Annotated in this window: 18 protein-coding genes and 1 pseudogene; 11 read left to right on the top strand and 8 right to left on the bottom strand. The window is 54.0% G+C overall.

The genetic code is table 11. The features are described from left to right. Positions 1-8 precede the first annotated feature (8 nt). On the bottom strand, positions 9-1,541 hold the full coding sequence (pntA, locus tag LH22_RS12050; RefSeq protein ID WP_038646842.1) for a Re/Si-specific NAD(P)(+) transhydrogenase subunit alpha: 1,533 nt from the start codon (positions 1,539-1,541) through the stop codon (positions 9-11). Between the two features lie 539 nt (positions 1,542-2,080). Here pntA and ydgH point away from each other — a divergent pair. After that, positions 2,081-3,037 (top strand): DUF1471 family protein YdgH, encoded by a 957-nt coding sequence (gene ydgH, locus LH22_RS12045; RefSeq protein ID WP_038646839.1) that lies wholly within the window; start codon positions 2,081-2,083, stop codon positions 3,035-3,037. Positions 3,038-3,248: 211 nt separating this feature from the next. Next, positions 3,249-4,640, top strand: coding sequence for a basic amino acid/polyamine antiporter (locus LH22_RS12040; RefSeq protein ID WP_038646837.1), 1,392 nt, complete (start codon positions 3,249-3,251; stop codon positions 4,638-4,640). Here the strand turns inward: LH22_RS12040 and LH22_RS12035 are convergent, their stop codons facing one another. Beyond that, positions 4,641-5,054 (bottom strand): hypothetical protein, encoded by a 414-nt coding sequence (locus LH22_RS12035; protein ID WP_038646835.1) that lies wholly within the window; start codon positions 5,052-5,054, stop codon positions 4,641-4,643. Positions 5,055-5,230: 176 nt separating this feature from the next. On the opposite strand from LH22_RS12035, the gene rstA reads away from it, so the two are divergent. From rstA to LH22_RS12010, 5 genes and pseudogenes are all read left to right on the top strand, one after another. After that, entirely contained in the window at positions 5,231-5,956 is a 726-nt protein-coding gene (gene rstA, locus LH22_RS12030) for a two-component system response regulator RstA (RefSeq protein ID WP_038646832.1), read from the top strand. Beyond that, a pseudogene (rstB, locus tag LH22_RS12025) lies at positions 5,953-7,262 on the top strand (two-component system sensor histidine kinase RstB). Before rstA ends, rstB begins: the two are co-directional and overlap by 4 nt. Before the next feature lie 12 nt (positions 7,263-7,274). Beyond that, on the top strand, positions 7,275-8,762 hold the full coding sequence (locus LH22_RS12020) for a carboxypeptidase M32 (RefSeq protein WP_038650095.1): 1,488 nt from the start codon (positions 7,275-7,277) through the stop codon (positions 8,760-8,762). Between the two features lie 170 nt (positions 8,763-8,932). Beyond that, complete coding sequence (asr, locus tag LH22_RS12015) at positions 8,933-9,412, top strand: acid resistance repetitive basic protein Asr (RefSeq protein WP_038646831.1); 480 nt, start codon at positions 8,933-8,935, stop codon at positions 9,410-9,412. A 278-nt stretch (positions 9,413-9,690) separates the two neighbouring features. Then, the gene (locus LH22_RS12010; RefSeq protein ID WP_038646829.1) at positions 9,691-10,497 is read left to right on the top strand and encodes a trypsin-like serine peptidase; all 807 of its coding nucleotides are present in this window, start codon (positions 9,691-9,693) and stop codon (positions 10,495-10,497) included. Positions 10,498-10,606: 109 nt separating this feature from the next. Here the strand turns inward: LH22_RS12010 and hrpA are convergent, their stop codons facing one another. Next, complete coding sequence (gene hrpA / locus LH22_RS12005; RefSeq protein WP_038646828.1) at positions 10,607-14,503, bottom strand: ATP-dependent RNA helicase HrpA; 3,897 nt, start codon at positions 14,501-14,503, stop codon at positions 10,607-10,609. Positions 14,504-14,758: 255 nt separating this feature from the next. On the opposite strand from hrpA, the gene azoR reads away from it, so the two are divergent. Further along, on the top strand, positions 14,759-15,358 hold the full coding sequence (azoR, locus tag LH22_RS12000; RefSeq protein WP_034821315.1) for an FMN-dependent NADH-azoreductase: 600 nt from the start codon (positions 14,759-14,761) through the stop codon (positions 15,356-15,358). 102 nt (positions 15,359-15,460) lie between these two features. Here the strand turns inward: azoR and LH22_RS11995 are convergent, their stop codons facing one another. From LH22_RS11995 to LH22_RS11985, 3 genes are read right to left on the bottom strand one after another with little or no spacing between them, the layout of a single operon-like run. Further along, positions 15,461-15,781, bottom strand: a complete 321-nt coding sequence (locus LH22_RS11995; protein WP_038646825.1) for a YdbL family protein — start codon at positions 15,779-15,781, stop codon at positions 15,461-15,463. Between the two features lie 11 nt (positions 15,782-15,792). Beyond that, positions 15,793-15,981, bottom strand: a complete 189-nt coding sequence (locus LH22_RS11990) for a YnbE family lipoprotein (RefSeq protein WP_013509194.1) — start codon at positions 15,979-15,981, stop codon at positions 15,793-15,795. Beyond that, complete coding sequence (locus LH22_RS11985; RefSeq protein WP_038646824.1) at positions 15,978-18,596, bottom strand: YdbH family protein; 2,619 nt, start codon at positions 18,594-18,596, stop codon at positions 15,978-15,980. Before LH22_RS11985 ends, LH22_RS11990 begins: the two co-directional genes overlap by 4 nt. 165 nt (positions 18,597-18,761) lie before the next feature. Between LH22_RS11985 and LH22_RS11980 the strand changes: the two genes are divergently transcribed. After that, positions 18,762-19,754: a 2-hydroxyacid dehydrogenase gene (locus tag LH22_RS11980; protein ID WP_038646822.1), complete on the top strand. Its 993-nt coding sequence runs from the start codon at positions 18,762-18,764 to the stop codon at positions 19,752-19,754. 16 nt (positions 19,755-19,770) lie between these two features. Here the strand turns inward: LH22_RS11980 and LH22_RS11975 are convergent, their stop codons facing one another. Beyond that, positions 19,771-20,043, bottom strand: a complete 273-nt coding sequence (locus LH22_RS11975) for a putative hemolysin (RefSeq protein WP_038646820.1) — start codon at positions 20,041-20,043, stop codon at positions 19,771-19,773. A gap of 188 nt (positions 20,044-20,231) precedes the next feature. On the opposite strand from LH22_RS11975, the gene LH22_RS11970 reads away from it, so the two are divergent. Next, entirely contained in the window at positions 20,232-20,888 is a 657-nt protein-coding gene (locus tag LH22_RS11970) for an MgtC/SapB family protein (RefSeq protein ID WP_038646818.1), read from the top strand. A gap of 136 nt (positions 20,889-21,024) precedes the next feature. Further along, the gene (gene nifJ, locus LH22_RS11965; protein WP_038646816.1) at positions 21,025-24,552 is read left to right on the top strand and encodes a pyruvate:ferredoxin (flavodoxin) oxidoreductase; all 3,528 of its coding nucleotides are present in this window, start codon (positions 21,025-21,027) and stop codon (positions 24,550-24,552) included. Between the two features lie 37 nt (positions 24,553-24,589). Here nifJ and LH22_RS11960 read toward each other — a convergent pair whose 3' ends face one another. Further along, positions 24,590-24,826 (bottom strand): DUF2767 domain-containing protein, encoded by a 237-nt coding sequence (locus LH22_RS11960; protein ID WP_240474657.1) that lies wholly within the window; start codon positions 24,824-24,826, stop codon positions 24,590-24,592. Positions 24,827-25,279: the final 453 nt, after the last annotated feature.

Raw genomic sequence — 25,279 nt, 5'->3', positions numbered from 1 at the left:
GTTACCCCTTAATTCTTACGAAACATTTTCAGCATGCGCTGGGTGACGGTGAATCCACCGAAGATATTGATGCTGGCAATCAGTACAGCGACGAAGGCAAGGAAAGTCACCCAACCGCCGTGGCCCATTTGCAGCACCGCACCCACCACAATAATGCCGGAAATGGCGTTAGTGACGGACATTAATGGCGTATGCAATGCATGGCTGACGTTCCACACCACGTAGTAACCGACGACGCAGGAGAGCGCGAAGACCGTAAAGTGGGACAGGAATTCAGGCGGTGCCACATTGGCCAGACAGGCGAACAGCACCACAGCCAATGCCAGCAACAGATATTTGCGCCACGGTGAAACCGGTTTGGCTTCCACTTTTGCTTTTGGCTCAATGGCTGCCTGCGCGGCTTTCGGCGCCGCTGATACCTGAATCGGTGGTGCTGGCCAGGTGACTTCGCCTTCACGAATCACCGTGACGCCGCGCACGACGACGTCATCGAAGTCGACGGTGATTTCGCCGTTCTTCTCTTTGCACAGCAGTTTCAGCAGGTTAACCAGGTTGGTGCCATACAGCTGAGAAGATTGCGTTGGCAGACGGCTAGGCAGATCGGTATAACCGATGATCTTCACACCATTGCGGGTCAACGTCACCTGATCGGCTACCGTGAGATCACAGTTACCGCCGGTGGCTGCCGCCAGATCGACAATCACGCTACCCGGCTTCATGCTGGCAACCATTTCAGCGGTAATCAGTTTCGGTGCCGGTTTGCCTGGGATCAGCGCGGTAGTGACGATGATATCGACTTCTTTCGCCTGCGCGGCAAACAGTTCCATCTCCGCCTTAATAAAGGCTTCTGACATCACTTTGGCATATCCATCGCCACTGCCAGCTTCTTCTTCGAAATCCAGCTCAAGGAACTCGGCGCCCATACTCTGCACCTGTTCTTTCACTTCTGGACGCGTATCAAACGCACGCACAATCGCACCGAGACTGCCCGCCGCGCCGATCGCTGCCAAACCTGCCACACCCGCACCGATAATCATCACTTTCGCCGGTGGTACTTTACCGGCTGCGGTGATTTGCCCGGTAAAGAAACGGCCAAATTCATGCGCAGCTTCAACAATGGCACGGTAACCGGCGATGTTCGCCATGGAACTCAGTGCATCCAGCGCCTGGGCACGGGAAATACGGGGTACAGAATCCATCGCCATGACGGTGACGTTACGCGCGGCCAGTTTCTCCAGCAGTGCCGGATTTTGTGCTGGCCAGATAAAGCTCACTAAGGTGCTGCCCGCGCGTGTCAGTTCGATCTCCTGATCGTCTGGCGCATTCACTTTCAACACAATGTCAGACTGCCAGACACTTTCGGTGGTACTGACAGTGGCACCAGCGGCGATAAAGCTCTCATCGTCAAAACTTGCGCGAATACCAGCGCCCTGCTCGACCGTGACGCTGAATCCCAGCTTGATCAGTTGCTCAACGGTCTTTGGCGTTGCAGCAACGCGCGACTCATTGGCTAACCGCTCTTTGGGTATCCCAATTAACATACTGTTTCCTTTCAACAATTAAAGGATGAGGTTCTGTAAGTGGCACAAGCCCATAAGGCTGAAACAGCGTTTCAGCTTTTTATGAGCAAAATGCGCAATGTAACAAAGTCTTTATAACCTACTGAAAATGTGAAAAGTGATCCACAGCGATAACGCACACTTATGACATTCACACTAATATTCAGATGCAAAGATTGAATGCCACGTTTTGCCACTAGTTTTGCGACATAATAAAAAATATTCTGCTGCGCAAAATCGTGTCATGTCGAATTTAGTGTTTTTAAAAACCTTTATTTAACAATACGTTAACTATTATGATGCTATGTGTTACCAGAATAAGTGGTAAAGCGGTCAAAAAAAAGCCATAGCATAGGTAAATGACATGTCGATGAATAAATTGCGGAGATTGTCAATCTTATGCGCATAAATTGGCTGAGACAGGTTGATTATTACATGCAATAATCAGCGGCTAATCTGTTATACATCAAGAGTCCAGCACGTTTTCGTACTCATTTTGCGTAAGGCGAAGGATCATTTTTATGAAGCTGAAGAACACCATTCTGGCGACCACCTTGTTATCACTGCTGGCAGCAAATGCATTTGCCGCCAAAGAGTTGACGCCAGAACAAGCGGCCGCGTTGAAGCCATTCAAACGTATTAATATCAACGGTCGCTTTAATGCTATTGGCGATGCCACCGATGCCATCTCCAAAGCAGCCGATGAAAAAGGCGCTGACTCCTTCTATGTGCAGGGTATCAACGATACTAACGGTAACGGCGGCAACTGGCGCGTCACCGCAGATTTGTACAAAGCGAATGCCCCTAAGGCGGATGAGTCCACTCAATACCGTAAGTTCAGCGGTGTTAAAGAACTGCCGAAAGCGGAAGCCTATCGTTTAGAGCCATTCGACACGGTTTCCGTCAATGGCTTTTTCTCCAGCCAGCCTGATGTGAATGAAGCGATCGCTAAAAAAGCGAAAGACAAAGGCGCAGCTTCCTTCTTTATTGTGCGTCAGGTTGATGCTAACAACGGCGGCAACCAGTACGTGACGGCTTATGTTTATAAAGCCGATGCACCAGAGCGCAAAGTGCAGAGCGTCTCCGATTCCATCCCAGCCGATTCTGAAGCCGGTAAAGCCGCTTTAGCCGCGGGCGGTGCAGAAGCGAAGAAAGTGGCTATCCCTGGCGTTGCCTCTTCTGATACGCCAAGTCGTAGCGTAGGCCGTTTCTTTGAAACGCAAAGCTCCACCGGTGAACGTTATACGGTGAAACTGGCGGATGGCCGTAGCGTGCAGGAAGTGAATGCGATTACTGCGGCACAGATGCAGCCGTTTGATACCATCACCTTCTCTGACCACTTCGGTACGCCAACAGAGATCTCTGATGCTGTGGGCAAACGTGCCGTGGAAAAAGGTGCGAAGTACTACCACATCACGCGTCAGTGGTCGAACCAAAGCGGTGGCAACCTGACCGTGACCGCGGATCTGTTCAAGTAATTCCCTTGCGGGGCGGCTTTCGTCGCCCTGCTCATCTGTTTGCATAGTCTGTGCGCAGATCTGCATAATCCTGCATTGCCTTCCCTTTTCGCTCTCCGTAAAATCCTTCGCCTATTTTCAGGGTATTCCGTTTCAAAACCGGCCAATTGCCACGTTACACTCCAGCGGAATCGTCACTACCCAGCATACTCTGCTGTCCAGGAATGGTGTTTTGGATAAAAAATTAGGTCTGAGCGCGCTCACCGCGCTGGTACTCAGCTCCATGCTCGGTGCGGGTGTATTTAGCCTGCCGCAAAATATGGCTGCCGTCGCCGGTCCCGCTGCACTGCTGATTGGCTGGCTGATCACCGGTGTCGGCATCCTGTTTCTCGCGCTGGCCATGCTGCTGCTGACGCGCTTAAAACCCGAACTGGACGGCGGGATTTTTACCTATGCACGCGCCGGATTTGGTGAGTTAGTCGGATTTTGTTCCGCATGGGGTTACTGGCTCTGTGCGGTCATCGCCAACGTTTCTTATCTGGTGATCGTCTTTTCAGCGCTGAGTTTCTTCACCGATTCGCCTGACCACGTGGTATTTGGCGATGGCAATACCTGGCAAGCGATGCTCGGTGCATCGGTACTTTTATGGCTGGTGCACTGGTTGGTGTTACGAGGCGTGCAAACAGCTGCCAGCATCAACCTGCTCGCTACCCTGGGGAAACTGGTACCGCTGCTGCTGTTTGTGGTGTTGGCTTTGCTCGCATTTAACTACGATCGCTTCCACTTTGACTTCAGCGGCGTCGCGCTAGGCCAGCCACTATGGCAGCAAGTCAAGCAGACCATGTTGATTACCTTGTGGGTCTTCATTGGTGTGGAAGGCGCCGTGGTAGTCTCCGCGCGGGCACGTCATAAGAAAGATGTGGGACGCGCCACCATGCTGGCGGTTATCGCGGCACTGCTGGTTTACTTACTGGTGACCCTGCTTGCACTGGGCGTGGTGCCGCGTGCAGAGCTGGCGCAAATGCGAAATCCCTCCATGGCCGGCTTGATGCAGCATCTGTTGGGGCATTGGGGTAATACGGTGATTGCGGTGGGTCTGATTATTTCCGTGTGTGGCGCGTATTTGAGCTGGACAATTATGGCGGCAGAAGTCCCTTTTCTCGCTGCACAGCAAGGGGCTTTCCCCCGCAGCATTGCGCGACAGAATCGTCACAATTCGCCAGCCGCTTCGTTGTGGCTCACCAACGGCAGCGTGCAGGTTTGTCTGATCCTGATTGCGGTCACGGGCGCGGATTACAATACGCTGCTGACCATCGCGTCAGAGATGATTCTGGTGCCATATCTGCTGGTGGGCCTGTATTTAATTAAAGTGGTTCGCGGACAAAAAAATCCGCTGGCGATGTCGGTCGGAGTCGGTGCCAGTGCTTATGGATTCTGGCTGCTTTATGCTTCAGGTCCGCTGCATCTGCTGCTGTCTGTGGTGCTGTACGCGCCGGGATTACTGCTGTTCCTGTATGCGCGACGCGGCGGCCGTGGCAACAAAGTGCTGTCACAACTTGAGCGCATCGCGATTGGATTACTGATTGCGGCAGCACTGCCAGCGATGTGGCAGCTTACGCAGTAATTAGTGAGGTTGAACCGGGATTGAGACGCACAGCAGGTCATCCTGCTGTGTCAGATTCAGCGCTTTACGGTATTCCTGATGAATCGCGTCCAGCTGATCTTCTGACAACGGATAAGGCAGTTGGATGTCAAAACGGCTGATGTGCTGTTGTTCCGCGAGGGTAATCAGTCGTGCGATATTTATCTCGTCGCTGACCTGCGTTGAAATGATTTGTAATGCTAATTCTTTCAAATGATCGTCACTTGCGGCTAAGCCGTGAGCGGACTTGCGCGTGACCATGCCAAAAATCGGCATCACGCCGTAAATAGCGTCAACGAAACTCCAGCGTTTTTTGCAGGAAGCAGAAAGAAAATCGCTGTAATTGAAGCAGATGCGGTCACTGTATCCGGCTGAAGCCAGCTCTTTATCAGACACCCTCGCACTCCTCCTGGTTTTCGTTACGGTTCCGAACCTTGCGCTACAACGCGCCGCTAATAATGGCACATTTCACGGTAAACATACCAGTCAGCCAGGGATATTTCGTGCGATAGCGTAGAGCTCAGGACCAGGAAAAGTTATGCTGATGCCATTCTCATCACTCGCAGTGAAATATGAACAGAATTGTCTATGTGGAAGATGAGCCGGAAGTCGGCGAACTGATCGCCGCCTACCTTGGCCGCCACGATATTGAAGTGACTGTAGAAACGCGCGGTGACCGCGCTGAAGCCACTATTCTCAATGCCGATCCCGACCTGGTGCTGCTGGATATCATGTTGCCTGGCAAAGATGGCATGACAGTCTGTCGCGATTTGCGTGCGCACTGGTCTGGGCCGATTGTGCTGCTGACATCGCTGGACAGCGACATGAACCACATTCTGGCGCTGGAAATGGGTGCCAATGACTACATTCTGAAAACCACACCGCCCGCTGTTTTGCTGGCACGTTTGCGTCTGCATTTGCGTCAGGCGCAGGGTTCCCAGCCCGAAGTCGCGCCAGCCATTCAGAGTTCGCAACGGGTACTGCGTTTTGGTTCGCTGACTATCGACTCCCTCAATCGCCAGGTCACGCTGTTTGATGAAAACATCACCCTCTCCACCGCCGATTTTGATCTGCTGTGGGAGCTGGCCACGCATGCAGGCCAGATTCTGAATCGTGATGCGTTGCTGAAAACCTTGCGAGGGGTGAGCTATGACGGCATGGATCGCAGTATTGATGTGGCGATCTCTCGCCTGCGCAAAAAACTGTATGACAGTGCCACCGAGCCGTTTCGTATCAAAACCATCCGCAATAAAGGTTACCTGTTCGCGCCTCAGGCCTGGGATACCCGCTCCGCATGAGAAAACTCTTTATCCAGTTCTATCTACTGCTGTTCGTCTGCTTTCTGGTGATGACCTTGCTGGTGGGGCTGGTCTACAAGTTTACCGCTGAGCGTGCGGGCCGCCAGTCAATGAACGATTTGATGGCGAGTTCGCTGTTTTTAATGCGCAGTGAATTGCGCGAGATCCCCCCGCGTGACTGGAATAAAACCATCCGCAATCTCGATCTCGACTTGTCGTTTGAGCTGCATATCGAACCGATGAGTAAATATCAGCTGGATGAGCCTGATATGCGCCGCCTGCGCGCCGGTGAGATCGTCGCACTTGACGATCAATACACCTTCCTGCAGCACATACCGCGCAGCCATTATGTGCTGTCGGTCGGCCCGATCCCTTATCTGTTTTATCTGCATCAAATGCGCATTCTGGATATCGCGCTGCTGGCGTTTATCGGCATGTCTTTGGCGCTGCCGGTGTTTATCTGGCTACGACCGCACTGGCAAGAGATGCAGCGGCTGGAAAAAGCCGCGCAACGTTTTGGTCGCGGTGAGTTGGATGTGCGTACCCATTTTGAAAGTACCTCGAGTCTGCACAGCCTGGGCGTGGCGTTTAACCAGATGGCGGACAATATCAATACGCTGGTCGCCAGCAAAAAACAGCTGATTGATGGCATCGCCCACGAGTTAAGGACACCGCTGGTTCGACTGCGCTATCGCCTGGAAATGAGCGATAACCTCAGTGACGCCGAGTCCGCTGCGTTGAACCGCGATGTCGGCCAGTTAGAGAGTCTGATAGAAGAGCTGTTAACCTATGCGCGCCTTGACCGCCCGCGTGTCGATCTCAACCTTCAATCGTTTGATTTGGCGCAGTGGCTGCGAGTGCATATCGAAGATGTACAAACCATGAATCCGCAGGCACATATCGCCCTGGATATTCCGCAACTTGAGAATGTGGGATCCGCCGATACCCGTCTGATGGAGCGCGTTCTGGACAATCTGGTGAACAATGCGCTGCGTTATGCCCAGCAGCGGCTGCGCGTTAGCCTGTGGTTTGACGGCGCCATTGGTAATTTACAGGTCGAAGATGATGGGCCGGGTATCCCCCCGAAGAACGCGCGCGCGTGTTCGAACCTTTTGTTCGTCTCGATCCCAGTCGGGATCGCGCGACCGGTGGCTGCGGCCTTGGGCTGGCAATTGTCCACTCCATTGCTCAGGCACTGCAGGGACATGTCACTATTGAGAGCAGTCCGCTTGGTGGCGCCTGCGTTCGCTTCTGCTGGCCGGTTGATCTACCCTTGCGAGATATTTCGCCCCGTTTACCGTCATAAGGAGCTTTAATGGTGACTTCTGCTTATCAGGAACTTAGCAAAACTTTCCAGCGCCTGGCGCGCTTTGGCCATCTTGGGGCTATCGCCGGTGTCGATATGCAAACCACGATGCCACCCGGCGGCAGCCAGGCGCGCGGTGAAGCCATGGCGGAACTCAGCGTGTTTATGCATGAACTGTTGACCGATAAACGCCTCGGCGGCCTGTTCGATGCCGCTCAGCAAGAATCGTTGAACGATGTTGAGCAAGCTAACCTGAGCGAAATGCAGCGTGCCTGGCAACAGGCAACGATTCTGCCCGCTTCATTAGTCGAAGCCAAATCGCTGGCCGGTTCGCGTTGTGAGCATGCCTGGCGTCAACAACGCCCCGCCAATGACTGGCAAGGCTTCTCGGCTAACCTGAAAGAAGTGGTGAAACTCAGCCGTGAAGAAGCACAACTGCGCGCCGATGCACTGGGTGTGTCTCGGTATGACGCGCTGCTGGATGTGTTCGAACCCGGCATGACCAGTGCGCAACTCGACAGTACCTTTGGCGAGTTGAAAAGCTGGCTGCCCGCACTGCTGCAAAAAGCCGTCGAGAAACAGCAGAAAACTGCTATCGCGGCGCCGGTGGGTCCCTTTGCCATTGAAGCGCAAAAGCAACTCGGTTTGAGTGTGATGAAAACGCTGGGCTTCGATTTCAACCATGGCCGCCTGGATGTCAGCGCTCACCCCTTCTGTGGTGGCGTGCCAGAAGATGTGCGCATTACCACACGTTACAATGAGAACGATTTCCTGAGTGCGATGATGGGCGTGATCCACGAAACCGGCCACGCACGTTACGAGCAGAATTTACCGCAGCAATGGCGTGGACAACCGGTGGCACATGCGCGATCGACCGCCATGCATGAATCACAAAGCCTGTTCATGGAGATGCAGTTGGGCCGCAGCAAGGCGTTCCTGCAGCATATTCATCCGCAGGTCGTCGCCCTGATGGGTGACCAGCCTGCATTAGCGCTGGATAACTTTGTTCGTCAGACACAACGCGTGAAGCCGGGCTTTATCCGCGTGGATGCCGATGAACTGAGCTATCCAGCACATGTGATTCTGCGTTACGAAATCGAACGTGCGTTGATTGAAGGCGAGATTGAAGTTGATGACATCCCCGCGCTGTGGGATGAGAAAATGCAGCAGTCTCTGGGAATGGATACGCGTGGCAACTACCGCGATGGCTGCATGCAAGACATTCACTGGACCGATGGCGCCTTTGGGTACTTCCCGACGTACACGCTGGGTGCCATGTACGCCGCCCAGCTGTTCCAGGCAGTGAAGCGCGCTATCCCACAAGTGGATGATCTGATCCGTAACGGAGAGTTGCAGCCGGTGTTTGATTGGTTACAGCAGAACATCTGGCAGCACGGCAGCCGCTTCCCGACGCAGCAACTGTTGGTGAATGCCACGGGTGAAACGCTGAATCCGCACTATTTCCGTCAGCACCTTGAACAACGCTATCTCTCTGAGTAAACTGCGCGGCGGCCTGATGGGCCGCCCTTTTCACTTCCTTTACCCGCCTTTGTACATTCCGTTACACGCCGATACCAATGCCTCACGGAAAGACCGAATTGTTTTTCATATAGTTCTTTCACCGGCCCCGCAGTGGGCTACACATGAAAAAATAGTTCGAGGATTTTGCGATGAAAAAATTAGTTGCACTGGTGATCGCCGCTGCTATGGGTATGTCTTCTGTTGCTTTCGCTGCTGAGACCACTACAGCTGCTCCGGCTGCTGCCGCTACCACTACCGCAGCACCTGTTAAGCACAAAGCAGTTCATCATAAGAAAGTTGCCCAGAAAGCTCAGGCAGCTAAGAAACACAAAAAAGTAGCGAAGAAAGCACCAGCTGCTCAGAAAGCTCAGGCTGCTAAAAAGCACCACAAAAAAGCAACCAAGCCAGCTGCACAGAAAGCCCAGGCTGCTAAAAAGCACCACAAAAAAGCAACCAAGCCAGCTGCACAGAAAGCCCAGGCTGCTAAAAAGCACCACAAAAAAGCAACCAAGCCAGCTGCACAGAAAGCTCAGGCTGCTAAAAAGCACCACAAAAAAGTAACCAAACCAGCTGCACAGAAAGCTCAGGCTGCTAAAAAGCATCACAAAGCGAAAAAAGCGGCTAAATAATTCGGCCCCTTAGCGCCAACACCGCATTAATATCTAAAACACCCGGTTATGCCGGGTGTTTATTTACTGGAGTAGCGAAAAATGGTGCGTCGCTATCGCTTCGAAATTATCCTGATTGTGATGATCCTGTGCGGCATTGTTGCAGCCAGCTTTTTTATCTAGTCGTTGTAGCGTGCTGATTACTCCAATATTTCTCCCTTTTTTCCCGCTCTCCGACTATAGTTATCGCTCAAGCGTGATGACAATAACCTCTTCTTATTCTCGCCATTGAGAGAACTATGCGCCTGGCTATCCTGTTACTTGTTGGAATTTTCAGTTTTAACCTCGCAGCACATGCCGATGATGAAGATGGGCCAAGCCCGGAAGACATCAAGACGCTATTTTTTGGTAAAGACCACCGCAAAGCCATTACGGATGTGAGTGCCGCTCCCTGGGATGCCATTGGCCAGCTGGAGACCGAAAGTGGCAACCTCTGCACGGCAACCCTGATATCCGCGCATCTGGCATTAACCGCTGGACACTGCCTGCTCGCCCCTCCGGGTAAATTTGATAAACCGGTGGCGCTGCGTTTTATGTCAGGTGCTAAAGGCTGGCGTTACGAAATACATGATATTGATGCGCGTGTAGAACCTTCACTGGCGCGCAGGCTACAGGCCGATGGTGAGGGCTGGATCGTGCCACCGGGCGCGGCACCTTACGATTACGGGCTGGTTATTTTGCATAATCCGCCGTCGGGTATCGTACCCATCCCCTTATTTGACGGCTCACGCAGCGATTTAACCGATGCGTTGAAAACCACCGAACGCAAAGTGACACAAGCCGGTTACCCGGCTGATCACCTCGACACGCTCTATTCTCACAGCGACTGCCTGATTACCGGCTGGGCGCAACGTGCCGTGCTGTCGCATCAATGCGATACGTTGCCCGGTGACAGCGGATCGCCTCTTCTGCTGAAAAGTGGTGATGGCTGGAAACTGATTGCCGTGCAAAGCTCTGCACCTGCACCGGCGGACCGTTATCGCGCGGATAACCGTGCCATCGCGGTGACGTCTTTTAAAGACAGTCTGGAAGCGCTGGCGAAATAAGATTTTGCCACTGCATCGCTCACCTTCTTTGCGCGAGGGTGTTTCATGCGCAGTCAGCGATATTTCACTCACAGAGGCGCAGAAATAGCGCCTCTGTGCTTTTGTTGACTCAGCTAATTTGCTCCATCGCCTGCAGAATGCGCTTATCAGAGATGGGATAAGGTGTGCCCAACTGCTGAGCAAAATAGCTAATCCGCAACTCCTCAAGCATCCAGCGAATCGCCTGAACTTCAGCATCATCCTGACGCTGCGGGGGCAGTTTATTGCGCCATGTCTGCCAAGCCTGCTCTGTGGCTTGCACTTTCAACATGCGCGCACGGTCGCTGTAGGGATCTGACGGCAGTTTTTCAAGGCGGCGCTCGATGCCCTGTAAATAGCGCAACGTATCGCCCAGGTGCTGATAGCCATTACCGGTGACAAAGCCGCGGTAAACCAGTCCGCTCATTTGCGCTTTAATATCAGACAGTGCCAGCGCCAGCGTCATGTCGACACGACCTTTCAGGAATTTGTTGATATTGAACACGCTGGTCAGAATCTGCTCGACCTGTTTGGCGATAGTGACCACGGTTTCGTTCAATTCAGCACGCACTTTATCGCGCAGCTGCTCGAAGTTCTCCTGTTGCCATGCCGGACCGCCCGCTTCCGCCATCAGTTTGTCGACACCACAAGCGATGCAATCATCAATCAGATCCAGCACTTTGCCGTAAGGATTGAAGTACAAGCCGAGTTTAGCTTTGTTGGGCAGTTTCTCGTGCAGATACTTGATTGGCGACGGGATGTTCAGTAACAACAAGCGACGCTGACCTCGCCACATCATCTTTTGCTGCTCAAGCTCGTTGTCGAACAGGCGAATGGCAACACTGTCTTTCTCGTCGACCAGTGCGGGCCAGGCTTTAACCTGATAGCTGCCGCGTTTCTGCTCGTAACTTTGCGGCAAATCACCAAAGCTCCAGATGTGCAGTCCGCTCTGCTCCAGCCCATCGTCCGCGACTTTCGACAGCGTTTCCTGCACTTTCCCTTTCAACACCTGTTTAAGCTGATGCAGATCTTTGCCTTCCTGCAGCTTGCGATTGTGTTCATCCACAATGCGGAAGGTCATTTTCAGGTGATCGGGCACCTGATCCCACTGCCAGGCTTCCCGATCAATGGTCACCCCGGTCATGCGGCGGAACTCGCGCTCCAGCGCATCGAGCAGCGGTAACTCCATCGCTTTCACACGACCGAGGAAAGCTTCTGCGTAGTTTGGTGCGGGCACCAGATTACGGCGCGTCGGTTTTGGCAACGATTTAATCAGTGCAATCACCAACTCACGGCGCACACCGGGGATCTGCCACTCAAAACCGCCCTCTTCAACCTGATTCAGCAACGGCAACGGAATGTGAACGGTAACGCCATCGGCATCCGCGCCGGGTTCAAACTGATAGCTCAGTTTCAGCTTCAGATTACCCTGATGCCAGAAGTTCGGGTAATCGAGCTGGCTGACTTTATCCGCGCCATCTTTGATCAGCATCTGCTTATCAAAACTCAGCAGGTCAGGATTTTCTCTGCTCGCCTGTTTCCACCAGCTATCAAAGTGGCGTACGGAGACCACATCAGCGCCAATGCGACGGTCGTAGAAAGCAAACAGCGTTTCATCATCCACCAGAATGTCACGCCGACGTGATTTGTGTTCCAGATCTTCCACTTCACTGCGTAATTTTAGGTTGTTACGCAAGAACGCATGGCGCGTTTGCCAGTCGCCTTCCACCAGCGCGTGGCGGATAAACAGCTCACGACTGAGTGGCGCATCGATGCGACTGTAGTTGACCTTACGCGCCTGCACGATTGCCAGCCCGTAAAGCGTGACTTTCTCTGTGGCCATCACCGCTCCCTGGGCTTTCTCCCAGTGCGGTTCGCTGTAGCTACGTTTAATCAGATGCTGGGCCAGTGGTTCAATCCATTCGGGATCAATACGTGCGGCCACACGGCCCCACAAGCGGCTGGTCTCCACCAGTTCCGCGACCATCGTCCACTTCGGCGGCTTCTTAAACAGGCCGGAGCCAGGGAAGATGGAGAAGCGGGCGTTACGCGCACCGGTGAATTCCTGCTTCTCATTGTCTTTCTGACCAATGTGCGACAGCAATCCGGTCAGTAAGGCGCAGTGCACTTCACGATATGGCGCGGGTTCGCTGTTAACTGGCATGCCTTGTTCGCGTACCACCTGACGCAACTGCGTGTAAATATCCTGCCATTCACGCACCCGCAGATAATTGAGGAAATCGGTTTTACACTGGCGACGGAAGTGATTGCCCGACAGGGCTTTTTGCTGCTCCTGCAGGTAATTCCACAGATTCACAAATGAGAGGAAATCCGACTCTTTGTCAGCAAAGCGCCGGTGTTTTTCATCGGATGCCTGCTGTTTATCACTCGGGCGCTCGCGCGGATCCTGAATCGATAAGGCCGCAGTAATGATCATCGCTTCACGCACGCAACCGAACTTTTGTGCTTCCAGCACCATGCGTGCCAGACGCGGATCTACCGGCAATTGCGCCAACTGGCGGCCAGACGTCGTCAACTTATAGGTTTCATCTTCACTCAGCGTGATGGCACCTAACTCTTCCAGCAGTCGCACGCCATCCTGAATATTGCGCTTATCGGGCGCTTCAACAAACGGGAACGCGCCGATATCACCCAGGCCAAGCGCGGTCATTTGCAGGATAACCGACGCCAGATTAGTACGCAGAATTTCCGGATCGGTAAACGCCGGGCGACTGAGGAAATCGTCTTCAGAATAGAGACGAATACAGATCCCTTCCGACACACGTCCGCAACGTCCTTTACGTTGATTGGCGGAAGCCTGAGAAATTGGCTCGATCGGTAGACGCTGCACCTTAGTACGATAGCTGTAGCGGCTAATGCGCGCCGTACCGGGATCGATAACGTACTTAATCCCCGGCACCGTCAGTGACGTTTCCGCCACGTTAGTGGCCAGCACGATACGGCGACCGCTGTGCGACTGGAATACACGGTTCTGCTCGGCATTCGACAGACGCGCATACAGCGGTAGGATTTCGGTATGCGGGATATCGCGCTTCATCAGCGCATCGGCGGTATCGCGAATTTCACGCTCGCCACTCATAAAGATCAGAATATCACCGCGGCTTTCCTGACCTAACTCATCTACGGCGTCAAAAATCGCCTGCAGCTGATCGCGGTCGGTATCGTCAGCGTCTTCTACCATTGGGCGGTAGCGCACTTCGACTGGATAGGTTCGGCCTGAGACTTCAATCACCGGCGCATTATTGAAGTGGCGCGAGAAACGTTGCGGGTCGATGGTCGCCGAGGTGATGATCACTTTCAAATCGGGACGGCGCGGCAGCAGCTCACGCAAATACCCCAGCAGAAAATCGATGTTCAGACTGCGTTCGTGCGCTTCATCGATGATGATGGTGTCATATTGCAACAACTGACGATCCTGCTGGATTTCCGCCAGCAGAATACCGTCGGTCATCAGCTTCACCTGGGTGGTGTCGCTGACTTGATCGTTGAAGCGCACTTTGTAGCCGATAGTGCCGCCGAGCGAGGTTTCTAACTCATCGGCAATACGGTTGGCGACCGTACGCGCGGCCAGTCGGCGTGGCTGCGTATGACCAATCAACCCTTTCACACCTCGTCCGAGCGCCAGGCAAATCTTCGGCAGTTGGGTAGTTTTCCCTGAACCGGTTTCCCCGGCCACAATCACCACCTGATGATCGCGAATCGCCTCAGAAATTTCTTGCTGCTTTTGACTGACCGGCAGGTTTTCCGGGAAAGTGATGCGTGGCGTGGCCGCCGTGCGCTGGGCAATGCGCTGTTCAGCGGCAGCAAATTCAGACTCTAATTCTGTCGCAATACCTTGCTGCGCGGCTGGATTTTTTACCTTCGCTGCGCCATGCAGGCGACGTTGCAAACGCTGGCGATCGCGCAGCGTCAGATTATCGAGCCGCGACCAGAGCGGCGCCAAAGGGGACGTTTGGGATGATGACATAGTGATGCGTTACCTGTTGTCGCGGCGAGCCTGGCAAAGTGCGCTCTATACCGGCTGAAATTTCCCGGCGGATTCAATCAATTATTGCCCGGCATGATAGCACACTCTGGAAAACCTCACCTGACCGGACGTGCGACCTTATTCAATAATTTCGAACATAGGTCTCGAAATATTGCGCTTTTACCTCGCGGAGGAACTCCGTAGAGTGTAACGCATTGAGCGGTAAGCCAACCGCGTAACGCACAGGAAAATACCATGAGCAAAGTTTTAGTTCTGAAATCAAGCATTCTGGCCGGTTATTCTCAGTCAAACCAACTGGCTGACTTCTACGCTGAAGAAGCGCGCGCTAAAGGTAATGAAGTGACCGTTCGCGATCTGGCTGCTCAGCCAATTCCGGTTCTGGATGGCGAGTTGGTTGGCGCACTGCGTCCTTCCGATGCTCCGCTGTCTCCACGTCAGCAGGAAGCTCTGGCGCTGTCTGATGAGCTGATTGCAGAACTGCAAGCGCATGACACTGTGGTTATCGCTGCGCCAATGTACAACTTCAACATCCCGACTCAGTTGAAAAACTATTTCGACCTGATCGCACGTGCTGGCGTCACCTTCCGTTACACCGAAGCGGGCCCGGAAGGTCTGGTCACCGGTAAACGTGCCGTGATCCTGTCCAGCCGTGGTGGTATCCACAAAGATACCCCAACCGATCTGCTGACCCCATACGTGAAATTGTTCCTGGGCTTCATCGGCATCACCGATGTGAACTTCGTGTTCGCGGAAGGTATTGCTTATGGTCCAGAGGTGGCAACCAAAGCGGCTAACGACGCTAAAGATGCCATCAAGCAAATTGTTGCTGCGTAATCTTATGAACGTGATGAATACCCGAGAATAATGGGTATGATGCCATCTTTGCCGGGCCTGAGTGCCCGGCTTTTTTATGGCTGTTTATTACCCATTTTGGCTTTACTTACGTATCCACTGCCCGTTGATGCCGCGCACATATTCCCCGCTGCCCGCGCGACTCACCAGTTTCTCTCCTGCGATACGTGCCACTTCGCTGGTAGTGAGATTATTCTGCTGCGCGACGCGCTGATATTGCTGCGTACGGCCATCGTTAATCCGTTTCACCAGCGCCAGCGTTTCATCGTCTTGCTGACGCGCCGCCACATAGCCACTGAGAGTTTCACCGACGCGCCCCTGCTGCCGCGCTTCATCCAGCGTCAGTGCCCAGGCTGAAGGCACCAGCAGCAGCGCCAGCAACCATGCCATCGCTTTTGATTTCATCATGCCGCTCCTCAAAACAGGCCGCTTTGGTTTTTCAGCAACGCTTCCACATCTTTATCGACCTTGATGTGGATTTCATGTTCGATCTTCACGTTCATATTGATGGTGATCGGCTCTTTCGGTGCCGCCACTTCAATGCGCGGCACGCAACCGATCAGCGGCAGCCCAGCTGCCAACACCAGCAATGCCCTGAGGCTCATGGTTGGGGATCCTTCTTCGATGGCAGGGTGGCATTTTGTTCCACCCAGGATTGCAAATTATCGCCAAAGCGCAGGCTGCGCCACAGCTGGAACAGATTTTCCTGATGCCGATAGTTGAGATTGATTGATTGTCGGCGATTACTAAACTGACTGGTGCCTTTCACTTCGGACTGCATCGTAAGATTGCCGAAATTATCGAGATCTAATGTTGCCCACGAACGGGAAATCTCCATGTAGCGCAGCCAGTCCATGGCGGCTCCCGCAGCAAAATTATTGCTGACGATGGCATCGGCCATATCTTTGTCCATTCGGAACGTCAGCGGGCCGCTATTGGCAATCCAGCCTTTCTCAATCAACCATTGTGGATTATTCACCCACAGCGGCAGCTCGCCATTCACTTTGCCCGACATGGCAAACTGCTTCGGTTTGATTGCCGTGATCAGCCTGCTGAGGTCAATCTCGCGCAGTGAAACGCGCGCGGGCTCATGCTGCGGCATCCTCAGCTCTGGCATGCTGACATGACCGCCCAGCAGATCGAGATTGACGTTGCTCAGCGTGAGCGGCTGGCGCTCCTGCCATGGATAGTGACCCTGCAGATCGGCGGTAATGTTCTGCAAGGCAAACTGATTTTTGACCTCGGCGATGCGCAGTGAAACCGGACCACGCCGCCCTAACTGCCATTGGTGATCCTTGAGGCGGAATGGCAGCGTGAAGTCGATGCCATTGATTTCGCTGTCCGGCATCCACACGCTGCCTTGTTTCACTTCCCAGAAACCACCAGCTTCGAAGCCCTGTTGGGTGGCCGCAGAAAACGCCATTTGTGCCCGCAGTTCACCTGACTGAATGCGCATCTTCAAATCGCTGCTGAGCAGCGGCTGGAACACGGCTAATGACTGCGCGGGCCACCAGGCTTCACCACGCAGACGCTCACCATCCCAGCGACCGTGAACCCGCACCGGGCCGATATCCTCAGCAGTCAGTTGTCCACGCCAGATAAAGCGACTCGGATCGCTGCCTTTGGCCTCAAAGCGCAGTTCTGAAGGTGGCAACCAGCCGCCATAGCTAAACTGCGTCTGACCGGATTTCAGGGTAAAACCACCGTTGAAAGCCGGATGCGCAACGTCTCGCTGCCAGCGCACCGGTGCGGTCAAGGTCAGGCGCGGTTTATCAACCTGCACCATGCCATAAGCCAGTTGATCAAAACCGGTGTTGAGTGTGTCCAGGCTGATTAACGTATCCTGCCAGCTGCCCGTGCCCTTCACATCCCATTTGGCATTGAGTGGCTGCATCAATCCATCGCCCCAGTATCGCCAGTTCCAGCGTCCGCTGTCTGGCCAGAAATCGCTGGCGCGGCCATCAAGATGCAGCGTGAAGCGACCAAAGTTGGGATCGTGTGCCTTTAAAATGGCCTGCAGACGGCCATTAATGCCGCGCGAAGCCAGCGTGACACCCGCCAGCGGCCAGCGCGCTTCGTCCACTTCCAGCGTCGACAGCAAGCGTCCACGCAGGCGCAGCAGTGCGCCTTGTTTGAACGTGATTTGCGGGTCAGTCAGCATGCCGTGTAGCATTCCCGGCATACTGCCGAATAACTGCAGATCGGCAAACTTACTTTCGCCGGTCAGCTGGAACGGTAACGCGCTGTCAGTCAGGCTCAATTTTCCCGGCCCGACACTCAGCACCAGGTTTCCCTTACCTCCGCGCCCCGCGGTGAGCAGGTTAAACCGTCCGCTGACTTGAGTGTTTTCCAGCCCCTGCTGCCAGTGCTCCAGCGTGAGCGCCAGACCGCCTGACAGCGGCTGATCGGCTTGCGGCCAGCGCCAATGTCCCTGGGTGATACGAATCTGCTGTGCATCGACCTGCCAGGGTAACTGTAACAAAGGCTGATCGTCGCCCTGTTGATTTATCACCAGCGTGCCCTGCTGCTGCTGCCAGTTAAGCGTCACTGCCAGTGGCTGCGGCCACTGCGCCAGATTGACGTCGCCGCTGAGTTCGCCCGCAATCGGTAACCCATTGGCAAAGGTGGGCAGCGTTAACTCTCCGTGCAAATCGAGCGGTTTTGGCAGCAGAGGATGGCTGAGCTGGAGTTGTGCGATCTGCAGTTGCTGCCCTTGCAAACGTGCATCAACCTGGAGGTTATCGCCCTGATAGTGCAACTGCTGGACGGTTTTATCGAGGCTGAGATCAAAACGACCGGCATATTGCTGCCAAGGTAAAATACTCAGTTGCTCCAGATGGATATCGGCGCCCGGCAGCATCTGTTGCCATTCGGCCAGACTGCGTGGTGCACCGCTGGCTTCGCTCTGTGGCAGGGCTTGCAGGCAATCACTATTAAGCTGCACAGCCTGTGCACTGAGCTGCCAGCGTTTATCTTGCCAACCCAGCGCCACATCTTTCACTGTCGCCAGTTCGCAATCACCGGCCAGATAGCGTACCGCCGGAAAATGCACGCCGCCGTGATGCCAGCGCGGTGAGCCATTGAGCTCCACGCGGGTATTTTCCGGCAGCCAGATCCCCGCCAGACGCGGCAACCATTGCGTCAGCGTCAGCAATAATCCCAACAGCAGCAGTATCAGCGCCAGTAGCGCAGCAAGTGTTCGACGGAGGCCCCGCGACATGGCAGTTAACTATCCTGTTCTTTACGCAATCCTAACGGAGATGATGTCATGTTATGCCCGGCAAATGAAGGTGTTACCTATATAGCCTGGCTGAAGATCAGCAAAATGATGTAGAAAACGTTATTCTGTGAGGATACCGACGTTGCATTTTTCAGGAGCGAAATAATGAAAGTTGCGGTTTACAGTACCAAACATTACGACCAGAAATACCTCGAACACGTCAATGCCAGCTTTGGATTTGAGCTGCAATTTTTTGACTTCCTGCTCAGCGAAACCACCGCCAAGAATGCCGCCGGCTGCGATGCCGTGTGCATTTTCGTCAATGATGATGGCAGTAAAGGGGTGCTGGAGGAGCTGGCAGCACTGGGCGTGAAAACGATCGCGTTACGCTGTGCCGGGTTTAATAATGTCGATCTTGCCGCAGCCGAAAGTCTGGGCCTGCAGGTGGTGCGTGTACCGGCCTACTCGCCGGAAGCCGTGGCGGAACATGCGGTGGGATTAATGATGACGCTGAATCGCCGCATTCACCGCGCCTATCAACGCACACGTGATGCTAACTTCTCACTGGATGGGCTGACCGGCTTTAATATGCACGGCAAAACGGCGGGTGTCGTTGGCACCGGTAAAATCGGCGTGGCAACCTTGCGCATCCTGAAAGGCTTTGGCATGCGTTTACTGGCGTTTGATCCTTACCCAAACGCTGCGGCACTCGAAATGGGTGTCGAGTATGTCGACCTCAAAACGCTGTTTGCCGAATCCGATGTGATTACCTTGCATTGCCCAATGACGCCGGAAAATCATCATCTGTTGAACGCGCAAGCCTTTAACCAGATGAAGGATGGCGTGATGATCATCAACACCAGTCGTGGTGGCCTGATCGACTCACAGGCAGCCATTGATGCGCTGAAGCAGCAAAAGATAGGTTCGCTGGGTATGGACGTGTATGAAAATGAGCGCGATCTGTTCTTTGAAGATAAATCGAATGATGTGATTCAGGACGATGTGTTCCGTCGCCTGTCAGCCTGCCATAACGTGTTGTTCACCGGCCATCAGGCATTCCTGACCGCCGAAGCCCTGACCGCGATTTCCGAAACCACGCTCAGCAATTTAAGTCAGCTTGAACGTGGCGAAACCTGCCCGAATCAGGTGAAAGCGTAAAGAGGCTGCGCCTGCCTCAGCGGGCGCACTGTCCACCCATCAGCGCCTGCTCGTCACAACGACGGCCGTTGGCTAACTGACACATGCCTATACGCGATCCATCTAGCTGACGTGAAAACGCCAGTGTTCCCCCGGCATTACTGCAATTCACTTCGGCCATGGAGGCCATCACAACATGTGGTTGAACGTGTGCTGCGGTAGCCTGTTGCGGTGGTTCGTCATCACTGTTGCTGCTGCAGGCAGAAAGTAACAGTGCTGCACCGGCCAGCAGTAAGGTAGCGGCATTCATCGGTCGGGCTCCGGGGAGTTGGGCGTAAAAGAGCCACCAGCATATGTCAGGTACGTTAAGGGATCGATAGGCGACACAGCTTTTTACAAATTTTTTTATCGCCTTTTGCAAGCAGAATTATCCTGATTGGACCTGATTAGCCTTTTTTCACCGAAACAATCTTATTTTTCAATGCGTAAGGAGGAATCATGCTAACGGACATGTTGATCCGTATTGCGCTCGCCGGCGTTTTGGGTGGGCTGATTGGTCTCGAACGTCAGATGCGCGCCAAAGAGGCCGGTTTACGCACCCATATTTTGGTGGGTATCGGCAGCGCCATGTTTATGCTGGTATCGAAATATGGCTTCGCCGACATGCTTGATAGTGATCACGTGCCGCTCGATCCCAGCCGAATTGCGGCGCAGGTCGTGAGCGGGATGGGCTTCCTGGGTGCCGGGACCATCATCATTCAAAAACAAGTGGTAAAGGGTTTAACCACCGCCGCAGGCTTGTGGGTCACCGCAGCGATTGGCCTGGTGATTGGTAGCGGCATGTATGAAATTGGTATCTATGGCACGGTGTTAGCGTTGGTGGTGTTAGAGACCTTCCGCCGCATCAGCCATTGGTTAATCGGCCGCCATCATACCTTGATGGTGCACCTCAAACCCAAAAGTGTGCCGCTGGTGTTGCTGGTGCTGCAACGCGAAAATATTCGCTATGGTCATATCGCCGTGGTGAATCGGGATGAAGAAAATGGCCTGTGTGAACTCAGCGTAGAGGTGACATTGTCACGCAATGCCGCAATTCACTCTATTTACGATAAAGTGATGGAGATCAAAGGCGTTCAGTCACTGGAAATGATGTAAAAACCGACAACTTTAGATGGCAGTGCCTTCACCTGTCGTCACCACACAGATGAAAAAGTCCTGTTAACCCCCTTTGCTAAACTGAATCATTACCCCCGTAAAGTTTCGGGTTTCTCAGCGTAGCAAAGGACGATTTATGATTACCGTCGACGGCAACGGTGCGGTGGCTTCGGTGGCTTTCCGCACCAGTGAAGTGATCGCCATTTATCCCATCACACCCAGCTCCACCATGGCTGAACTGGCCGACAGTTGGTCTGGCGAAGGTCGCCGCAATATCTGGGGTGATATCCCCCGCGTGGTGGAGATGCAATCAGAAGGCGGTGCGATCGCCACCGTGCACGGTGCATTGCAAACCGGCGCCCTTTCCACCACGTTCACGTCATCACAGGGCCTGCTGCTGATGATCCCAACACTGTATAAACTGGCCGGACAGTTAACGCCGTTTGTTCTGCATGTCGCAGCGCGCACTGTTGCCACGCATGCGCTGTCGATATTTGGCGATCACTCCGATGTGATGGCCGTTCGCCAGACCGGTTGCGCGCAGTTATGTGCCTCCAGCGTGCAGGAAGCCCAGGATTTCGCACTGATTTCACAGATGGCTTCACTGAATAGCCGCGTGCCCTTTATTCACTTCTGCGACGGCTTCCGCACCTCACATGAAATCAACAAAATCGTGCCGATCAGCGATGAAACGCTGCAGGCATTAATGCCGAAAACCGCGATTGCCGCGCATCGTGCACGCGCACTGACGCCGGATCACCCAACGATCCGCGGCACCTCTGCCAACCCTGACACCTATTTCCAGTCGCGCGAAGCCACCAACCCCTGGTATGACGCCTGCACCGACCATGTTGAAGCCGCTATGGACGCGTTTGCTGCTGAGACAGGCCGCCGCTATCAGCCGTTTGAGTATTATGGCCATCCGCAGGCTGAGCGCGTGATAGTGATGATGGGATCGGGCTGCGGCACCGCCGAAGAGGCGATTGACGTCCTGTTACAACGCGGCGAAAAAGTGGGATTGGTAAAAGTGCGCCTCTATCGCCCCTTCTCTGCGGCACATTTGATCAACGCGCTGCCCGCTTCCGTTCAGCGCGTGGCGGTGCTGGATCGCACCAAAGAGCCTGGCGCACTGGGTGAACCGCTGTTTCTGGATGTGATGACCGCGCTGGCTGAAGCCTTTAGCCGGGGTGAACGCCCGACGCTGCCGAAGGTGATTGGCGGACGCTACGGTCTATCATCGAAAGAGTTTGCTCCTGATGCTGTGCTCGCCGTGTTCCGTGCGCTGCAACGTGAACAGCCGCCTGCGCGTTTCACCGTGGGTATTTATGATGATGTCACGCACTTATCGCTGCCGATGGAAGCTAACATTGTGCCAAACCAGGCACGACTGGAAGCGCTGTTTTACGGCCTCGGCAGTGATGGCAGCGTAAGCGCCAGCAAAAACAATCTGAAGATCATCGGCAACGCCACGCCGTGGCATGTGCAAGGCTATTTCGTCTATGACTCGAAAAAAGCCGGCGGCCTGACCGTTTCCCATCTGCGCGTCAGTGAGCATCCCATCCAGTCAGCCTATCTGGTGCAGCAGGCGGATTTTATTGGCTGCCATCAACTGCAATTTATCGACAAGTATTCGATGCTTGATCAGCTAAAACCGGGCGGCATTTTTCTGCTGAACACGCCTTATGCCGCCGATGAAGTCTGGTCACGCTTGCCGCAGGAAGTACAGAGCCAGCTCAATCATAAACAGGCACGTTTCTTTGTCATCAACGCGGCGCGCATCGCGCGTGAATGCCAGCTTGGCGCGCGCATCAATACCGTGATGCAAATGGCATTCTTCAAGTTGACGCAGATCCTGCCCGGCGACAGTGCCTTAACGGAACTGCAAAATGCCACTGCACGCAGCTACAGCAGTAAAGGCGAGGAGCTGGTGCAACGTAACTGGCAGGCCCTGGCAATGGCGCAGCAAGCGCTGGAAGCGGTGCCGCTGCAGGCGGTTGATCAGCACAGCCCGCACCGTCCGCCGGTGGTATCCGATAGCGCACCGGATTTTGTCAAAACCGTCACCGCTGCCATGCTGGCGGGCTTAGGCGATAAACTCCCGGTGTCAGCACTGCCGCCGGACGGCACCTGGCCCGTCGGCACCACACAGTGGGAAAAACGCAACATTGCAGAAGCGATCCCCATCTGGCAACCCGACCTTTGTACGCAGTGTAACCACTGCGTAGCAGCCTGCCCACACGCGGCGATTCGTGCCAAAGTCGTCGCGCCTGAGGCACTGGATTCCGCACCGGCTTCCCTCGCTTCACTGGACGTCAAATCGCGCGATATGCGCGGCCAGAAATACGTGTTGCAGGTGGCGCCTGAGGATTGCACCGGCTGTAATCTCTGCGTGGAAGTGTGCCCAGCCAGCGATCGCCAGCATCCGGAAATTAAAGCCATCAACATGCAGTCCCGCCTCGAGCATGTCGAAACTGAAAAGGCGAATTACGATGCATTTCTTGCGCTGCCGGAAATCACTGCGGAACAGCTGGAACGTATTGATATTCGAACATCGCAGCTGATCACCCCCCTGTTCGAATACTCAGGTGCCTGCTCCGGCTGCGGGGAGACGCCGTACATTAAATTGCTGACGCAGTTGTATGGCGATCGCCTGTTGATTGCCAATGCCACCGGCTGCTCATCCATTTATGGCGGCAATCTCCCTTCCACGCCTTACACCACCAACGCAGAAGGACGCGGCCCAGCATGGGCAAATTCTCTGTTTGAAGATAACGCTGAGTTCGGACTCGGCTTCCGCTTGAGTGTCGATCAGCAAAAACAGCGTGCGCTCCGTTTGTTAGATCAGTGCGCGCCGCTGTTGCCTGATGACTTAGTGGCGGCACTTAAACAAGAGAATGTGCTGACATCGCTACGTCGTGAGCAAATTGCGCAACTGCGCCAGCTGTTGTCTGCCTCATCATCTGCGCACGCTGGCGAATTGCAGGTGATCGCCGATGCGCTGGTTGAGAAATCGGTCTGGCTGATTGGCGGTGATGGATGGGCCTATGACATCGGCTATGGCGGTCTTGATCATGTGATGAGCCTGAGCGAAAACGTCAATGTTCTGGTACTCGATACCCAGTGCTACTCCAATACCGGCGGACAAGCCTCCAAAGCCACGCCGCTCGGTGCAGTGACCAAGTTTGGCGAGCAAGGCAAGCGCAAAGCACGTAAGGATTTAGGCGTTGCCACCATGCTTTATGGGCATGTGTATGTGGCCCAAATCTCGCTGGGCGCGCAGTTGAATCAGACGGTGAAAGCGATTCAGGAAGCTGAAGCCTGGCCCGGCCCATCGCTGATCATCGCCTACAGTCCGTGTGAAGAGCACGGCTACGATCTCGCCTACAGCCATGAGCAGATGCGATTGTTGACCACCAGTGGATTCTGGCCGCTGTATCGTTTTGATCCGCGTCGGGCCGAGCAAGGCAAAGCGGCACTGGCGCTGGACTCTCGCCCGCCTACCTCGGTGCTGGAAGAGGCGTTGATGAACGAGCAGCGTTTCCGCCAGTTGCAAACCCGTGAACCGGAAGCCGCTGCGCAGCTATGGCAGGAAGCAACCGAAGCCGCCAATCAACGCTATCAGCGACTGGCGGAAATGGCCGGTAAAGCAGAGAAAAGTGACTAAATGAATTAAGCCCGGCGCGCTGGCCGGGCTTGATATTTCAACAGGGTTGAAGCTGAATGATCGCCATTTCAACCGCGCGATTTGGCGAGCCGGTGAGTTCCCGATAGCGCAGTTGCAGATTGCGCAATTCCGTCGCTACCACCTCTTTTTCTGTTGCTGATCCGCGCTGCGCCAGCTCGAGATAACATTGCCCGACTAGCCGGCACGCTTCTTCAAAAACCATGTCGTACGTTTGCATCTGCCTCTCCTCACCTTTAGAAACTAAAGAAAACACTTCATCCATCCTGTCAGGCAGCGATGCGCACAATCTTTACCCAGATCAATAAATGGGCAGATTGTTCTGGCAACGTGTGCGGTTTTATCGCAGGAAACCGTGAAAAGAGATCACATCAGACTGGCATTCGCCTGCGCAATCCGTACCATACGCACTCATGTGAAAGGGGTTTATTGCCGCTGAAGCTCCATTCAGCCGCCAACGGCCCTTGCGTTCATTCTCAAGCGTGAAAATAATGTCATAAATCAATAAGTAATGATGAAATAACTATTTAATCTGAACAAATTAGACAGTTACTGCAAGTTCTTAGCAGTATTGGATATTGATGATATCTAAGTCGGTTAAAATATCGTGTAAGTAAGCCGTTCTATACTAAACACCAATGACAATGCCCCATTTAGTGCTCTGAAATAGATCTTTGCCCCTGATTCTGCCCCCGTTTAACTCCCAGGA

Source organism: Pantoea rwandensis (assembly GCF_000759475.1).
Taxonomy (GTDB): Bacteria; Pseudomonadota; Gammaproteobacteria; order Enterobacterales; family Enterobacteriaceae; genus Pantoea; species Pantoea rwandensis_B.
The sequence above is the reverse complement of the archived record's forward strand: the minus strand, read 5'-3'. Positions and strand labels throughout refer to the sequence as shown.

Bases quoted from the DNA above. Each gene is read 5' to 3' on its own strand.
- pntA (WP_038646842.1), bottom strand. From the start codon at position 1,541: ATGTTAATTGGGATACCCAAAGAGCGGTTAGCCAATGAGTCGCGCGTT.
- ydgH (WP_038646839.1), top strand. From the start codon at position 2,081: ATGAAGCTGAAGAACACCATTCTGGCGACCACCTTGTTATCACTGCTG.
- rstA (WP_038646832.1), top strand. From the start codon at position 5,231: ATGAACAGAATTGTCTATGTGGAAGATGAGCCGGAAGTCGGCGAACTG.
- asr (WP_038646831.1), top strand. From the start codon at position 8,933: ATGAAAAAATTAGTTGCACTGGTGATCGCCGCTGCTATGGGTATGTCT.
- LH22_RS12010 (WP_038646829.1), top strand. From the start codon at position 9,691: ATGCGCCTGGCTATCCTGTTACTTGTTGGAATTTTCAGTTTTAACCTC.
- hrpA (WP_038646828.1), bottom strand. From the start codon at position 14,503: ATGTCATCATCCCAAACGTCCCCTTTGGCGCCGCTCTGGTCGCGGCTC.
- azoR (WP_034821315.1), top strand. From the start codon at position 14,759: ATGAGCAAAGTTTTAGTTCTGAAATCAAGCATTCTGGCCGGTTATTCT.
- LH22_RS11995 (WP_038646825.1), bottom strand. From the start codon at position 15,781: ATGAAATCAAAAGCGATGGCATGGTTGCTGGCGCTGCTGCTGGTGCCT.
- LH22_RS11990 (WP_013509194.1), bottom strand. From the start codon at position 15,981: ATGAGCCTCAGGGCATTGCTGGTGTTGGCAGCTGGGCTGCCGCTGATC.
- LH22_RS11985 (WP_038646824.1), bottom strand. From the start codon at position 18,596: ATGTCGCGGGGCCTCCGTCGAACACTTGCTGCGCTACTGGCGCTGATA.
- LH22_RS11980 (WP_038646822.1), top strand. From the start codon at position 18,762: ATGAAAGTTGCGGTTTACAGTACCAAACATTACGACCAGAAATACCTC.
- LH22_RS11975 (WP_038646820.1), bottom strand. From the start codon at position 20,043: ATGAATGCCGCTACCTTACTGCTGGCCGGTGCAGCACTGTTACTTTCT.
- LH22_RS11970 (WP_038646818.1), top strand. From the start codon at position 20,232: ATGCTAACGGACATGTTGATCCGTATTGCGCTCGCCGGCGTTTTGGGT.
- nifJ (WP_038646816.1), top strand. From the start codon at position 21,025: ATGATTACCGTCGACGGCAACGGTGCGGTGGCTTCGGTGGCTTTCCGC.